This is a genomic window from Cerasibacillus quisquiliarum (assembly GCF_014202495.1).
Taxonomy (GTDB): Bacteria; Bacillota; Bacilli; order Bacillales; family Amphibacillaceae; genus Cerasibacillus; species Cerasibacillus quisquiliarum.
On record NZ_JACHHA010000009.1, the window covers coordinates 1 to 16,062 of the forward strand.

Annotated in this window: 11 protein-coding genes, 1 tRNA gene and 1 pseudogene; 8 read left to right on the forward strand and 5 right to left on the reverse strand. The window is 36.6% G+C overall.

Annotation, left to right across the window (positions count from 1 at the left end):
• Positions 1–1,213: 1,213 nt before the first annotated feature.
• From HNQ35_RS09945 to HNQ35_RS09970, 6 genes and pseudogenes are all read left to right on the forward strand, one after another.
• Positions 1,214–1,372, forward strand: a complete 159-nt coding sequence (locus HNQ35_RS09945) for a hypothetical protein (protein ID WP_170226684.1) — start codon at positions 1,214–1,216, stop codon at positions 1,370–1,372.
• A 210-nt stretch (positions 1,373–1,582) separates the two neighbouring features.
• Positions 1,583–2,326: a hypothetical protein gene (locus HNQ35_RS09950; RefSeq protein ID WP_146938072.1), complete on the forward strand. Its 744-nt coding sequence runs from the start codon at positions 1,583–1,585 to the stop codon at positions 2,324–2,326.
• A 1,016-nt stretch (positions 2,327–3,342) separates the two neighbouring features.
• Positions 3,343–4,062 carry a flagellin N-terminal helical domain-containing protein gene (locus HNQ35_RS09955; RefSeq protein WP_146938071.1) on the forward strand — a complete coding sequence of 240 codons (720 nt, stop codon included), beginning with the start codon at positions 3,343–3,345 and terminating at the stop codon, positions 4,060–4,062.
• Between the two features lie 349 nt (positions 4,063–4,411).
• Positions 4,412–4,525 (forward strand): annotated as a pseudogene (locus HNQ35_RS09960) (flagellin); the annotation flags it as partial.
• Positions 4,526–5,133: 608 nt separating this feature from the next.
• Positions 5,134–7,077, forward strand: coding sequence for an efflux RND transporter permease subunit (locus tag HNQ35_RS09965; RefSeq protein ID WP_221261480.1), 1,944 nt, complete (start codon positions 5,134–5,136; stop codon positions 7,075–7,077).
• Between the two features lie 4 nt (positions 7,078–7,081).
• Positions 7,082–8,896, forward strand: coding sequence for a YhgE/Pip domain-containing protein (locus tag HNQ35_RS09970; RefSeq protein WP_146938069.1), 1,815 nt, complete (start codon positions 7,082–7,084; stop codon positions 8,894–8,896).
• A gap of 467 nt (positions 8,897–9,363) precedes the next feature.
• Here the strand turns inward: HNQ35_RS09970 and HNQ35_RS09975 are convergent, their stop codons facing one another.
• From HNQ35_RS09975 to selD, 4 genes are all read right to left on the reverse strand, one after another.
• Positions 9,364–10,647 (reverse strand): MFS transporter, encoded by a 1,284-nt coding sequence (locus HNQ35_RS09975; RefSeq protein WP_146938068.1) that lies wholly within the window; start codon positions 10,645–10,647, stop codon positions 9,364–9,366.
• A 91-nt stretch (positions 10,648–10,738) separates the two neighbouring features.
• Positions 10,739–10,900, reverse strand: a complete 162-nt coding sequence (locus HNQ35_RS09980) for a hypothetical protein (RefSeq protein ID WP_146938067.1) — start codon at positions 10,898–10,900, stop codon at positions 10,739–10,741.
• Between the two features lie 18 nt (positions 10,901–10,918).
• Positions 10,919–11,071: a hypothetical protein gene (locus HNQ35_RS09985; protein ID WP_170226682.1), complete on the reverse strand. Its 153-nt coding sequence runs from the start codon at positions 11,069–11,071 to the stop codon at positions 10,919–10,921.
• A 357-nt stretch (positions 11,072–11,428) separates the two neighbouring features.
• On the reverse strand, positions 11,429–12,475 hold the full coding sequence (gene selD / locus HNQ35_RS09990; protein ID WP_174771673.1) for a selenide, water dikinase SelD: 1,047 nt from the start codon (positions 12,473–12,475) through the stop codon (positions 11,429–11,431).
• 102 nt (positions 12,476–12,577) lie between these two features.
• Between selD and selA the strand changes: the two genes are divergently transcribed.
• Positions 12,578–13,984 carry an L-seryl-tRNA(Sec) selenium transferase gene (selA, locus tag HNQ35_RS09995; RefSeq protein WP_260173523.1) on the forward strand — a complete coding sequence of 469 codons (1,407 nt, stop codon included), beginning with the start codon at positions 12,578–12,580 and terminating at the stop codon, positions 13,982–13,984.
• A 12-nt stretch (positions 13,985–13,996) separates the two neighbouring features.
• Here selA and HNQ35_RS10000 read toward each other — a convergent pair.
• Positions 13,997–14,093 (reverse strand) — tRNA-Sec (locus HNQ35_RS10000).
• A 62-nt stretch (positions 14,094–14,155) separates the two neighbouring features.
• Here HNQ35_RS10000 and selB point away from each other — a divergent pair.
• On the forward strand, positions 14,156–16,039 hold the full coding sequence (selB, locus tag HNQ35_RS10005) for a selenocysteine-specific translation elongation factor (protein WP_246118085.1): 1,884 nt from the start codon (positions 14,156–14,158) through the stop codon (positions 16,037–16,039).
• The last annotated feature ends 23 nt before the right edge of the window (positions 16,040–16,062 follow it).

A 16,062-nucleotide genomic window follows, 5' to 3' on the forward strand; every position in this document is an offset into this window, starting at 1 on the left:
ATTAAGAATAGACAAGTGAATTCCCTCCTGAATTTGGTTTTCGTCGACTTTAATTCTACAGGGAAACTCACTTGTTTTCTATTTTTTAGATAAAATATAGTGTGAGTGAATTTTGACACATTCGTTAAATAAATGATTCATTTAACGAATGTGTTTTTTCCTTCACCAACACTATTTATTGTAGAGCCATTGTTGCCCAATAGGCGTTCTCTTTTTCTTTTCATTTCTTTCCTTCAAACTTACTTTCAACACTTTTTCCTTTTGTAGAGCTCATTATAAATTCACAATCTACATAATTAAGCGGTCGAATATATGTGAACATCCATGTCTATTTCATGTATCCTTTAAGGAAATATTTTCCCATACCAAACATTTGAATAATGAACCCTTCACAGAGATTAAACGTCTTCTTGAATCAATAAAGGAAAGTGTGGTTGTTATCTGGATTGCCTCTGATTTCACATCGCGAATTATAGGCTATTCGAAGGATTTGAAACAAAACCAATAAAGACAATGGTGATGTTATTCCCCAAAAATTATCTGTCCCTACATATCCGTGGTCTGTTTCCTCCCAACCTAAATTATTATAAAATTTATGGAGAAGATTGGGGATTTGATGAATTTAATATGCTAGTTATTAATGACCAGTAAAAGTTAGGGTATTCTTGTGAAATAATGTAATCAAATGAATGGTCCAAGAAAACATCCACACCTCCAAGTGTTCAATTTTACTTGACGGTTACAATGGGTGCTTTGGTTGGTACACAAGGTAAAAATAATACGAAACAGCATAGTCTTTTGTGAACTATGCTGTTTTATTTGAGTATAATAAGTACTGCATTTTGAGGTGCAATTCTTATGTATTTTTAATGACAATTTAATGCACAAGGTATATTTTTGCGATATGTAATAGATCCCTGTAATTGCTAGAAAATACAGTGTCTAATATTTCATCTTTGTCTTTCAGCAGTTTAAGGTAAAATTATATTGAAGATACCCTCCCTTTTGGAAAAAAGAAAAACTATAATTTTGTTGTTCAAATTTACAACTAAGTTTTCCCTATTGAATTAATTTTCAATATAAATTGACTTTTAGGAGAAGTAAAGATAATTTTATCATAAAAGGAGGTTTAAGGGAAGAAAGACTCATACTTAGAAAATCTTTAGACAAAATTCAGTTTAAAGATATTCAATTTATAATAGGAGAGAAAACTATGAAAAAAGTAACGATTTTATTTTTAATGGGCATCATGTTATTTATTCAACTATTATTTAATGTAGATACAATAAATGCGAGTAATATCCCTCAAAAGGTACTATCACTGCAAACAGACGAAGAGTATTCTGATGATGGTTATGATATTAATTACTAACGGAATTGGACAAAACTTGTATGGTGGATATCTAACAAAGTTGGAAACTTTATTTATCAGAGGCAACCTACGAGACAAGTTGGGCCAAATTGGGACACAATAAGCTCTGGTACTATTAGTTTTAATTCGGGAAATTATGGAACTTCAACTAGGCATACAGTTAGCGTTCAACACCGTGATCATGAGATAGATACATGGCCTCAAACTTCAGTGGTTAACTGGGCTTCTAAAATATCAGTAATTATTACTAATCCCTCAAACACAGACGTTCGATCACGGTCTGTTACACATAATCAGCACACATACTATAAAGGCGGTCGTAATGGAACATACACTGTAAAGTACGCGCAACGCAGTAAACAATCGTGGGATATTTGGTTAAGATTATTTCATTGGACTGGATCGTGCAGTATACCACCATGCCCTATTCCAACAGGAGCAGAAACAGCCGCTGAGCTAAAAGATGGAGATGTCACCACTATTACTAACTTAGAGACAAATAAAGAATATAAAGCAATGCAGATAGAGGGCGGTTTTTATGTATTGCCTTCAAAGTCACATCTAGCTAATAATACTGCTTTCAAAGATGAAAAAACTTTTACGCTAAGCTCATTACAGAATCGTGCATTTGATACTGAACTTGGAGTATTAGTACGAAACTTTAAGGGACTTTCTATTGGAGATAAAATTACTCTAGAAGATGAAATAAAATTAATTAGGTATGATAAGGACCTAGATGAAACTTTTTTTGGTTTTGAAGAGTTCGGTGGTACTATCACAGAATGGCCATTCAATGGAGACTTGACATCTGAATTTACAGTAGGAGAAAAAGTAGCGTTTAAATTTGAAATTGTCAAAGAACATTCAGATGGTCCATTTGAAACTTTAGATTATATTAAATATGGTCTAGATAATAATGGTAAGGCTCCTAAAATTGATAAATTTTTAAAATAAAAAATAATCAATCTTTGGTTAGTTCGGGTAACAGAATATTATTATTGAATGGATAAAAAATTAAAGTAAATATACAGATAAAATATTTATCCTGCATAAATGCGCTCGATGCTTGGGCAATACAGCTTTGTCAATAGCTGCTTTTTACAAAATTCATCGTCGGGAGATATAATATGAAAAGGAATATTGCGAAAATATTAAGCTTCATAGTAATTTTCACTTTGCTTTTCAGTTTGTTAAGATTATTAATCAATATAAATGTAATTCCTTGGAACATATTAACAGATATTTTAATTTTACTGTTAGTCATTCCTATTTTAATCTTTATTTCCATTTTGTTATCAGTGAAATTAATAAATTCAATAGTAGATTAAAATTTCGTAATTTACCCTCCTATAATATAAAGGGTATTTATCAGCATAATAGGGAGTAGTCCTTGGATAGGTGCCTACTCCCACTTTTAACAAATAATCCAAGGAGAACTATTGTAAAAAATCAAAGCACACAGTCGTCTTGCCTAGCGGTAGGCTTTCCCCCCCACCGGATAAAGGGATTTTAATTTATGTTTAAAAATTATCCAATAACCCCTTCTTGCTTAGATAATGACAACAAGGGGTTATTTAATATGAGTTAAGAATCCCTTATGGCCAGATTCTTACCTAATAACACAGTGGATATTAATTGAGATAGATATGAAGCCTCTTATCACAAAACCGGTTAGGATGTTTTATATTAAGATAATGTGAAACTATGAAAAAATATTAGTTAATCTCTCGTTGATTATTAATAATAGTCGTCAATGAGCATGAAAAGGTTGTACAATCTCTTTTATAAATATGATAACTTTTTCTTAGTTATCAAGTGATGCGTATATATATATAATAAAAATAAAAAATCGATAAAAAAAGCTTAAACATTTTCTAAAGCAGCCGATATAAATAATGAACATGGGAAATCATGTTCAAAATGGGACACAAGGACGTGACCCAAAACAATATAACATGGAGGTCATTTAGATGAGAATTAATCACAACATTTCAGCACTAAACACACATCGTCAATTGAACACTAATACGGTTGCGGTGCAAAAATCACTTGAAAAACTGTCTTCAGGACTAAAGATTAACCGTGCAGGAGATGACGCAGCAGGTCTTGCCATTTCTGAAAAAATGAGAGGACAAATTCGTGGATTAGAAATGGCGTCTAAAAACGCTCAAGATGGAATTTCTTTAATTCAAACAGCAGAAGGCGCATTAAATGAAACGCACGCTATATTACAAAGAATGCGTGAATTGGCTGTTCAGTCAGCAAACGATACTAATACTGATACAGATCGTGCAGAGCTTCAAAAGGAGCTTGCTGAGTTGATTACTGAAATAGATCGAATTTCATCAGACACAGAGTTTAATACTCAAAAATTACTTGATGGTTCTATTACAGAAGGATTTACATTTCATATTGGATCAAATGAAGGACAAAACATTACATTAACTATTGGTGATATGTCCGCTACCGAATTAGGTGTCGATGGTCTAGATATTTCAAATCAAACAGATGCGGATGCAGCTATTACAACAATTCAAACAGCAATTGATAAAGTATCTTCAGAACGTGCTAAATTAGGTGCTACTCAAAACCGTTTAGAGCACACAATTAACAATCTAGGTACTTCAGCTGAGAACTTAACAGCTGCAGAATCACGTATTCGTGACGTTGATCATACCGAAGCTGCTTAAAGCAGAGTGAGGTATAGTCGTCCTAACTGGTAACGGTTAGTGATGATCATCGGGTGAATTGCTGGAAACCCCTTAGAGCTTGTCTTACCACAACGGAGTCGGAAACGACAAACGTGACGGTTTGAAAAAAGACGAGATTGGGCGATCAGCAGCCAAGCGCCTGGGGCGAAAGCCTGGCGAAGGTTCAACGACTAGGATAGACCATCTAAAAGCAAAGCTTATGATGATGAAATCCATAGGTGAACAAGGAAGCCGCTAATTTCCTTGGAATCCGAAGTGCCCGACCCCTACTAGAAATCTAGAGGGTGAAGATATAGTCTAGTCATTTATGAAAGTAAATGTTCGCACGATGGCGAAAGAAATGATGGAGTTCACTAAGAACAACATCTTAACTCAAGCGGCACAAGCAATGTTAGCTCAAGCTAACCAAACACCACAGGGAGTATTACAGCTATTACGTTAATATTGAATTATTTAAAAGGAACTCTAGCTATGATAATGCTAGGGTTCTTTTTATAAGGAGTGATAATAAAAATGGCAGTTTGTGCTTTTAGTGAACGAACTTACGAATTTTGTTTTAATACAGAATTTTTAATAAATATAGAGGATTATTAGCGGCTCATCCTACTTTACCAAGCCAAAGGCAAGAAAAACAGTTAGGATATGATGTTGAGTTTAAAATAAAGAATGGCAGTTATTGTTATTCTTTATTCTTGCAACATAAAGTATAAAAGCTATGCTAGTATGCGTGTAGGTAGCAACAATGTTAGCTCCTTAATAAAATACTTATTGTAAAATAATGCTCTCGTCTTGAGCGTTATTTTTTTGCATATAAATAATAAAAGCGAGGTTCTTTGAATTTCATAGTTGATGACAGTAAAATAAACATGATAAACAAATATTTTTCATACGACAAAATATATATGATGATTTAGTTTCTGTATAGAGAGGGTGGCCGTCATCGATTTAACGACGCGAATTTTAAAATATAAAAAATCTATTGTGATTGTCTTTATCGTTTTTGCGCTTGTTAGTGTTGTCGTGCAGTTCGGGGTTTCAGTAAATTATAGTATGTTTGATTATTTACCGAAGAACGCCCCATCAACGATTGCTATTGATGTGATGGAAGAAGAGTTTGCCTGGGATGTGGACAATACCCGTGTCATGATAAAAGATGTTAGTATCCAAGAGGCGCTTAAATATAAGGAAAGCATTGAAGCGATTGATGGCGTGTCTAAGTTGACTTGGCTTGATGACGCCATGGATATAAAGATACCGATTGAAATGATGGATACAGATCTGGTGGAAACATATTATAAAGATGGGCATGCCTTGTTTACTTTCCATGTTGACGAAGGTAAAGAAGTAGAAGCGACAGATGCGATTTATGATGTTATTGGAGAGAAAAATGCGATGGCGGGGGATGCGTTAAATACAGCCATTTCCCAAAAAGCGACTGGGCAAGAAACGTTCAATGCAGCAGCGATTCTCGTACCGATTATTATTATCATCCTTTTGTTATCTACGAGATCCTGGATTGAGCCAGTATTTTTCTTAATGGCAATCGGTATTTCCGTTTTAATTAATATGGGAACGAATATTTTTATCGGCGAAATTTCCTTCATATCACAAGCGGTCGCACCTATTTTGCAGTTAGCAGTCTCTCTTGATTATGCTATCTTTTTACTACATAGTTTTGATGATTATAGGAAAAGGCTTGAAAGTCCAGAAAAAGCGATGCAATTGGCAATGAAAAGATCTTTCCCAGCGATTGCAGCAAGTGCTTCAACGACATTTTTTGGATTTATGGCGCTTACCTTAATGGATTTTGAAATTGGTGCTGATTTAGGTCTGAATCTCGTCAAAGGTATTTTACTTAGCTTTTTAAGTGTGATGATCTTTTTACCAGCATTGACATTAATGTTCTATCGCTATATTGATAAAACACAACATAGACAATGGTTGCCAAGTAAATACAAAATGGGGAAACATATTATAAAATTACGTTTGCCTGTTCTTTTAATGATAGCTATCCTCGTTGTTCCTGCCTTTCTTGCCCAAAGTAAGACGAATTTTATATATGGAATGGGAGAGTTACCAGAGGATACACGAGCAGGGAAAGATGTGGTGGAAATTGAAGAAGCATTTGGCAAATTTACGCCGATCGTTTTATTAGTACCAACGGGTGATCTTGCTAGAGAAGCAGAGCTTGTTGATGAACTGAGTAATCTCAAACAAGTGAAAAGTACGATTTCTTATACGAACATGATTGGTGCTACAATCCCACCAGAATATCTGGATAATTCGGTGAAAGAGCAGTTTTTCTCTGAACATTATAGTCGACTCATTTTAAATACAACAACAGATGCAGAGGGAAAAGAAGCATTTGCTTTAGTTGAAGATGTGCAATCTATGACGGAGAAATTTTATGAAGATGATTACCATGCTACGGGAGAAAGTGTCACATTATATGATATGAAAAAGATCGTTGAAAAAGACAATGTGCTAGTGAATGGACTAACCGTTGTGATGATTGCGCTCGTCTTACTCATGACATTTCGCTCTTTGTCTATTCCAATTGTTTTAATACTAACCATCCAAACTTCCGTATGGATTAATTTAGCTGTTCCGTACTTTACGGATGACCCGCTTGTTTATATTGGTTATTTAATTATTAGTATCGTTCAGCTAGCTGCGACAGTTGATTATGCGATTTTATTTACAGAGGATTATACGAATAACCGAAAAGAGATGAGTGCTAAAGCAGCAATTATAAAAACAATCAACGAAAAGATTTTTTCAATTGGCGTTTCTGCGTCCATTCTTTCAAGTGTTGGCTTTATTTTATGGTTAACATCAACCGACCCAATTATATCGTCAATTGGTCTTTTACTTGGACGGGGAACATTATTAGCGTTTCTGCTTGTGATTCTCTTTTTACCAGCATTACTCGTCATATTTGACCGATTGATCGAAAAAACAACACGAAAAGCAAATTTTTATAAAGGGAAGTGATGATTTGCGAAGAAAACGAGGGTTGTCTGTTTTAATAATTGTCCTTTTATTATTTACGATGTTCCCGTTAACTGTTTTATCGAAGGAACAAACGGATAGAAAAATAGAACGCGGCGAATACGATACAAAAGATGAAGTCATTTATGGAAACTTAGATGTAAATGGTAAAACAAAGCATCTATATGTTGTCAATACGTTCCATATGACGAAACCAGGGATGATTGATGATTACGGGGCATATACGGATATTCGGAACTTGACCGACTTAACGGACATCAAGCAAACCGAAGATGAAAAAATTCAATTTCACGCGGATGAAGGGGAATTTTATTATCAAGGCGAATTACAACATCAATCACTTCCATGGAATATTTCAATTAACTATTTATTAGATGGTAAAAAGGTGGAGGCGGAAGATCTAGCAGGACAAAGTGGTTTTCTTGAGATTCAAATCGCCACATCTGCTAATAAGAAAGTAAATCCTCTGTTCTTTGAAAATTATTTAATGCAAATATCGCTTACATTGGATCCATCAATATGTAACAATATCCAAGCTCCAGAGGGAACAGAAGCAAATGTCGGAAAGGATAAACAAATCACGTTTACAGTGATACCTGAACAGGAAGAAGAATTTATTATAACGACTCATGTAACAAATTTTGAAATGGATCCGATTAATATTTCTGCACTGCCTGCTAATTTAGCGATTGATGATCCGGATTTAGGAACTATGACAGGTGATATGCAGTCCTTATCTGATGCGATTAAAGATGTGAATGATGGTGTTTATGAATTAAATAAAGGGATTACTGACCTTAATGCTGGTGCTTCAGAATTAAGTAAGGGGTCTAAAGATTATCGGAATGGACTTAATAAGCTCGATCAATCTTCACAACAATTAGTTGATGGTTCCAAAGAAATTCGTGATATTTTACAAATGGTAAATGGCTCTATGCATGAAAATATGGATGTACCAGACATAAGTGAGATGAAAGCCCTTCCGAAAGGTCTACGAAAAATCGCTAGTGGTTTAAAAGAGACAGCTAATGGACTCGATATGCTACAAGAAAACTACGGAAAAGTATATAACCAATTAGATTGGGTTATGTTGCAAATTCCAGAGGGGTCTATTAGTGAGGAGCAAATTCAGGCATTATATGAAAGTGATGCAGATGCTCAAGTTGTAGATCAATTAGTTAAAACATATATCGCCGCTCAAACAGCTAAAAAAACATATCTTGCTGTTAAGGACGGGTTTGATGCTGTATCCGAAACGTTGAAACACCTATCTCATCCAATATATGAAATGGAAAAGCAACTAAAGACAATGTCCGATGCGATAGATCAGGCTATGAAAAACACCGAGCAACTGACTTTACTAGAAGAGTTACAGAACGGCTTATCGACTCTAGCAACCGAATATCAAGCTTTCCATGACGGCTTAGTCCGTTATACAGGGGGCGTAAGTACGTTAACGACATCTTATCATAAGCTTGATGATGGCATTCAACAATTATCAGATGGCGTTTCTACTTTAAGTAAAGGGACAGGTGAACTGTATAATGGTACGAAGGCATTACAAGAGTCTACCGCTGATTTACCAGGTCAAATGGAATCAGAAATCAAGCAGCAATTAGAAGCGTATGATTTCTCTGATTTTGAACCCGTATCATTTATGTCAGACAAAAATAAGAACATCGGTGTTGTCCAATTCGTGTTACAAACTGAACGTATTGAAATTGAGGAAGTAGAGTCGGTTGAAGAAAAGGAGACGGAAGAGAAAGGGTTTTGGGCAAAACTATTAGATCTATTCAAATAATCGATGATGTTAATGAAAACTAGAACAAAATGTGAACTACCCACTATTAAGATGATAGTAGAAATAATAAAAACGGCTTTTGCTCTGTATTTAGAGCTAAAGCCGTTTTATTATACCTGTTATAAAGGTATATGGATCAATAACTTTGGGGAAATATTTAAAAATGGCGCCTTTTGATTGGTTCGTTTATATCGTGTCTTTTTTCTATCATATCGCATTGAAGCCGTCAATGATAGGTAAGTCTGTGTTGGTTGCTCGAGTCACCTCACATTGGCTCCGAAAACGATAGGTAACTCAACTGACCCCGTCACTTTAACACTGGTAAAAAGAGAGGCTGGCGCACGCATAAGGAAAAAACTATTATACATGCTTATTTCTAAAAAGTAAAAGTGCATGAAATCAAATTTACAAATCTTGATTTCATGCACTTTTTTAATTGGGTTATGTCCGACTCTCTTCATTAGTTGTTAACCATTTACATGTCGTTTATCTTTCATTCGCTCCCAAATAATAATAGCAATTAATAAAACTGATAAATACGTACCGAGAAAGCCGAGCATCGCATAACTAGAGTAAGAAACGATTACACCTGATAGAAGACTACCAGCGGTTCCACCTAAGGCGACCCAGACATCTACAGAACCTTGTGTTTTGGCGCGAATCTGCATATTTGTGGAATCAACAATAATTGCTGTTCCACTAATGAGTCCGAAGTTCCAACCGATACCTAATAAAATCAGGGCAAATGCCATCCAAAAGAGGGATTCACCGGGGGCGAAGGCGGCCATTAATCCGGAAATGGCAAGTGTTATACCGGATGCAAAGACCATCACATGGCGTCCAAGTTTATCGACTAACCGACCGGTCAAAACAGAAGGTAAGTACATGGCGGCGATATGTAGACCGATGACAATACCGACTGCTGTCAAACCTGTTCCATGATCTTGCATATGGATAGGGGTCATCGTCATAATCGCAACCATCACGACATGTGACAAGACGAGTACGAGGGCACCGGTGATAATGCCTACACGATTAATCGTCGTTTCATGCAATTTGCCAACATCATGCTCTGAGTCATGTGCCTGTTTTTCTCGTTTTTCAGCAATGGCTTTCGCAACTAAAAATGGATCAGGGCGTAAGTAGATAAATAATGTCAGTCCTGCAAGAATATAAGCTACTGCAGCTAATATAAAAGGTCCAGCTAATGGGGGAATGCCCATTAAAGATGCAACTTTTCCCATCGGTGTGACCATGTTTGGACCTGCTACTGCACCGAGTGTTGTTGAAATCATAGCAATACTAACTGCTGTGGCACGTTTTTTTTCACTTGCTAAATCTGCTCCGGCGTATCGTGCTTGTAAATTCGTCGATGTACCGGCTCCGTAGATAAATAATGCAAAAAAGAGCAGCCAAATATTGTTTATAACAGCTGCAAGAATAACACCAATCGCTCCAACTCCACCTGTAATAAAGCCTAAAGATAACCCTTGTCTCCGTCCGAAACGCTGTGATAGTCGACCGACTAGAAAAGCAGATAAAGCAGATCCGAGTGTAAATAAAGCAGCTGGAAGTCCGGCGTAACTCGTTGTCCCGAGCATATCTTGAGCAATTAATGCTCCGACGGTAATTCCAGCAGCAAGTCCTGCCCCGCCGAAAATTTGTGACATGACAACGACTGTTAGTGTCCGTTTGTATAGTTTTTCTTGCATAGCTGTTGAGTGAATATATTTTAGATACATCTCTTGCATACCGATTCCCCCTAACAATCTTCGTTCTATGCGTCCCACTTATACAAAAAGAGCCACACCAAAAGGAATGGTGCAGCTGTTTTTTCTTTAATTAACGATTGACGAGTCGAAATTCGCCAAAACCGAACATACTTTTTACAAAATCTAATTTAGTATTTTCGAAATATGCGGCTTGACCTTTATCAACAACAAATTTAATACCATCAATTTCCGTAACAGAATCATTCGGGTTTACTGACTCTACCAGAGCCAATTGTAATCTTGGACCACCTCAGCCATAGCCCATATGAATGCGGAGGTAAGATTCCTTCATTTCTGGTTCAAAGTCTTGTAATTCTTCTTTAATCTGCTTCATTGCAGCATCTGTCACTTTAATCACAGTAAATGCCACCTTTCTATTTTCCTTAATGACATGATTTTTCATATTAAGAGCATCGTATGTTTCAGTGTATGGATGATAGATGTTTCAATTCATCATTAGAAAAAAATCTTTGAAATTAAAATGACGACTCCTACCAGGAGCCAAGCAAGTACCCCAGGTCATATCGGAGGGAATGTTCTTTGTGTGGGGTTCTTTTTGTTAATTCCTCATCCTCCATTAAGCTGACAATCTTGTTTTTTCTCTTCCATAATCATCACGCTCCTAATATATTCATATGATAAAACAATAAAACAATACATATAGGGCTATGTGTATTATAAGGTGTAAAAAAATAATGGTCAATAAATGACTCCCTCTACATCCGTATCAAGCATGATGAAAAGGGTGTAGAGGGAGTGCTTACTTGACGTAAATAGCTTTTTCTTTTTGTTCGATGACTTCTCCAATCACTTTCGCTTCGATGTCATGATTGTTTTTCAGTTGTTGGATATATGGCTGTGCTTCTTCTATTGGTAGACTGATGAGTAAACCACCAGATGTAATCGCATCACATAAAATAACTTGTTCAACTTCTGACATGTTTTCAGGGTATTGAACGACATCAATGAGCCAACGATGGTTTTCCCAAGAGCCTCCCGGAATGACGTGTTCTTCAGCGAGTTCTTTCGTTCCAGGTAAGACGGGTACCTTTTCATTTTCAATAACTAAACTGACATGACTACCTTTTGCCATTTCATAAGCGTGTCCGAGTAGCCCAAAGCCAGTCACATCTGTAACAGCATGTGGGTGAAAATCTTTTAACGTCTCAGCTGCATATTTATTTAATGTGCACATCACTTCAGTTACGAGTTCGGTTTTATCTTCAGATAGAACACCGCGTTTAATAGCAGTTGTTAGAATCCCAATGCCGATTGGTTTCGTTAATATAAGAACGTCTCCTGGCTTTGCACCAGTATTTCTATAAAATTTATCTGGATGAACGATACCTGTCACAGATAGTCCGAATTTCGGTTCATTATCAATAACAGAGTGTCCACCGACAACTTGTGCGCCAGCTTCTTTCACTTTATCACTAGAACCTTGTAATATTTTAGCTAATATTTCAGGACCGATATCAGGCATTGGATAGGCAACGATATTTAACACCGTCTTCGGTGTACCTCCCATTGCATATACATCACTTAATGAGTTGGCAGCCGCAATTTGCCCGTACTTATAAGGGTCATTGACGACAGGGGTAAAAAAGTCAACCGTCTGAATAAGTGCGATATCATCTGTTAGTTTATACACACTACCGTCATCGGCATGATCTAACCCGACAATAACGTTTGGATCACTTTGATCTTGAGGTAAGTAACGCAAAACTTGCGCTAGGTCACTTGGACCGATTTTGCAGCCTCATCCTGCTTTTGTAGATAGTGTTGTTAATTTTACTTGATCGCTCATATTGATACCCCCTTTTTGTACAATAAAAATATATATGTCATAATAAAAGTATAGTTTGTCTAACAGAAAAAAGCGAATAAACGAATTTGGATGGTGTACATAATGAATATTCTTCGCCATTTGCCAGCAATTCATGAATTAAAAGCACATTCGCGTTTTACAGAAATGGTTTTAAACATAGACATAGCAGAAGATGTGCTGACGGAATGGCTGGATGAACAAGTAGATCTCATGAGAAATAAAATAAGAAGCAATAAAATAACAGACCAAACATTAAATAGAGAAAAGATAGCTGAGCTTATTTTTGCTGCGCTCGAACAGAAGGTAAAGGCGTTCGAAAAGAACAATTTACAAAAAGTCGTGAATGCGACAGGTGTTGTTTTACATACAAATTTAGGAAGAGCGCGTTTGAGTAAACGAGCGATTGAGCATATTTCGAATACGGCTTCATCTTACTCTACTCTCGAATATCAATTATCAACCGGTAAACGTGGTTCAAGGCATGATATCGTTGAAGATTATTTAAAACAAATAACCGGTGCTGAAGCGGCAATGGTCGTGAATAATAATGCGGCAGCTGTTTATCTCGTGTTAAAAGCGCTCGCTTCAAGTCGTGAGGTCATTGTTTCTCGCGGGGAACTTGTTGAAATTGGTGGTTCATTTAGAATTTCTGAGATTATGGAGGAAAGCGGAGCCGAATTAGTAGAAGTAGGGACGACGAATAAAACGTATGCAAGTGATTATGAACGTGCGATTACAGAAGAAACAGCCCTACTTATGAAAGTCCATAAGAGTAATTTCTCGTTAATTGGTTTTACAAAAGATGTCGATACAACTGAACTTGTAAATATATCAAGGGAGAAGAACATCCCAATATATGAGGATCTTGGTAGCGGCACATTGTTTGATTTTAAGAAACAGCAGATTGGTACAGAGCCGACCGTGCAAGAAAAGGTCAATTTAGGAATCGACGTGATTTCTTTTAGTGGTGATAAATTACTCGGTGGTCCGCAAGCAGGTGTTATAGTAGGAAAAAAACATCTGATTGAAAAAATGAAGAAGCATCAACTAGCAAGGGTGCTGCGGGTTGATAAATTTACATTAGCTGGAATAGAAGGCACATTAAAGTCTTATATAAAAGGACGGGCCGAAAATGAAATTCCAACCGTTCGTGATATATTAGAGCCAGATCATTCTGTGTTAGAAAAAGCTCAAACATTTATAGAAAAAGTATCGTCAAGAGAAACAGCATTTACATTTCATATTGAACGTGGTAAGTCTAAAGTAGGCGGTGGGACAATGCCTGATGTGGATATTGATACGTTTGTCGTGAAGGTCAATCACCAGCAGTATACGAGTAAAGAGCTAGCAGAGAAATTACGATTTAATCATATTCCTATTATCGTTCGCGTCAAACATGATGATGTTATTTTAGACTTTAGAACGGTACATCGGGATGAATTAGATATCGTGATTGAAGCCTTTTTACAGATGGAAGAAGAAGTATAAGAGGTATTTAATTGGCGGGATCGTGTGGGAATCGAACCCACCGAAGGCGACACGCGCCTCCCAATTGGTTTTGAAGACCAAGGAGAACACCAGTACCTCATCCGACCCCGTGAATGAATACTAGAATCTATTATACAACTATATTAACTTTTTTAGCAAGAGGTGGGCTTTGTGAGCAATTATTTTACAATAGGCATGGCTGGACATATTGATCATGGGAAGACTGCTTTAACAGAAGCGTTAACAGGTGTACAAACAGATCGCTTAAAAGAGGAAAAAGAAAGAAATATCTCGATTGAACCTGGTTTCGCACCGTTTATTCAAGAAGAAGAATTAGAAGTATCACTTATCGATGTGCCAGGACATGAAGACTTTATTAGGCAAATGATAGCCGGTGTAGCAGGTATTGATCTCGTTCTTCTTGTGATTGCGGCCGATGAAGGTGTGATGCCTCAAACAAAAGAGCACTTAGATATTTTAACATTATTAGGTATTGAGAATGGCTGTATTGTCATTACAAAAATTGATGTCGTTGAACAAGAATTACTTGATTTAGTCGTAGATGATATAAGGGAACATGTGAATGACACATTTTTAGAAAGTGCGCCGATACATTTTGTCGACAGCATTTCTATGAAGGGCATTCCAGATTTGAAAGCTGCGTTACGAGAGCAGTTGACAGATATTAAAAAAAGGAAAACAAAGCCTTCTTTTCGTCTGCCTATTGATCAAGTGTTTACAGTTAAAGGTCAGGGTGTTGTCGTCCGTGGTACGGTTTACGATGGCACGGTTAGACAGGGTGATAAATTAGTCGTCTTACCAAGTCGTCAAGAAGTACGTGTCCGCCAAATTCAAAGACATCATCAAGAAAAGACAACCGCTTCAAAAGGCCAGCGTACAGCGATTAATCTCGGTGGTGTTTCTTATGAAGACATCGCTAGAGGAGATGTCCTTGTTCGCGATGACTTCTTCTCAGTTTCCGACCGAATTGATATAGTCTTTCATCCATTAAAAGATATTCGGTATAAAATTAAACAGCGTCAACTGATTAAATTGCATATCGGAACGGCAGAAGTGATGGGGAAAATTATCTTTTTTGACCGGAATGAAGTCAATGTGAATGAATCTGAAGACATACTTTGCCAATTGCAATTGAATGAGCCGGTTGTTACCACGAGAGGAGACCGCTTTATTATAAGAAGACCAACACCTAAAGAGACAATGGGTGGTGGCTGGGTTATTGAGCCGAACGCAACAAAACATCGCTTCGGAGAAATGACAATCGAGGCGTTAAAACATAAAAAGGAAGGAACAGCCAAGGACAGGATCTTCTCGCTATTAGAAAAAGAAAAAATGTTAACACGTGATGACATTCTAAAACAAGTGGCGATATCGGAAAAGGAATTTAATGATGTCAAAGCGTATTTATTGGAAGTGGAAAGTGACCTTTATACGCTATCTTCAACAGTTCAATATATTCAAGAGCAAATAACGACGATTATACAAACATATCATAAGCAATTTCCGATGCGTATTGGTATGAATAAGGCGGAGATTGTATCTGAATTAAAAACATATCCGCTTAAGCTTGTTGACTTTGTTTTCAACAAGTTAATTGAAGCGAAAAAGATTAAAACAACGAATCAATATGTGTCATTGTTTCATATGTCTCCGTCATTACCACCTGAATGGGAGAAGCGATTGAAGCAAGTTGAGAAGGACTTGATTGCCCAAGGTGTTGAAGTAGATAGATGGGATGAACTGCTTAACAAGCACCATATACCAGTACAGATACAAAAGGAATTTTATCTGTTTCTTACGCAAACAAATCGAGCATATGTGTTTGATGACGAGCGACTTATATCTAAAATAGCGACTGATGAAGCATTAAATAAATTAATGGCACATACACGTTATCAAAATTTCAACTTACAAACTGCAAGAGAAGTTTTGCCACTCACTCGTAAAAATTTAGTTCCACTACTGGAACTATTCGATACGTTAGGATATACAAAAAGAATAGGGAATGAAAGAACGTGGATGAAGAAAGCATAATGTGAACAAAATCCATTGGCTCG

Excerpts from the sequence above, each read along its gene's own strand:
- HNQ35_RS09955 (WP_146938071.1), top strand. The coding sequence starts at position 3,343 with ATGAGAATTAATCACAACATTTCAGCACTAAACACACATCGTCAATTG.
- HNQ35_RS09985 (WP_170226682.1), bottom strand. The coding sequence starts at position 11,071 with ATGAAAAATCATGTCATTAAGGAAAATAGAAAGGTGGCATTTACTGTG.
- selA (WP_260173523.1), top strand. The coding sequence starts at position 12,578 with ATGAATATTCTTCGCCATTTGCCAGCAATTCATGAATTAAAAGCACAT.
- HNQ35_RS09965 (WP_221261480.1), top strand. The coding sequence starts at position 5,134 with ATGTTTGATTATTTACCGAAGAACGCCCCATCAACGATTGCTATTGAT.
- HNQ35_RS09975 (WP_146938068.1), bottom strand. The coding sequence starts at position 10,647 with ATGCAAGAGATGTATCTAAAATATATTCACTCAACAGCTATGCAAGAA.
- HNQ35_RS09945 (WP_170226684.1), top strand. The coding sequence starts at position 1,214 with ATGAAAAAAGTAACGATTTTATTTTTAATGGGCATCATGTTATTTATT.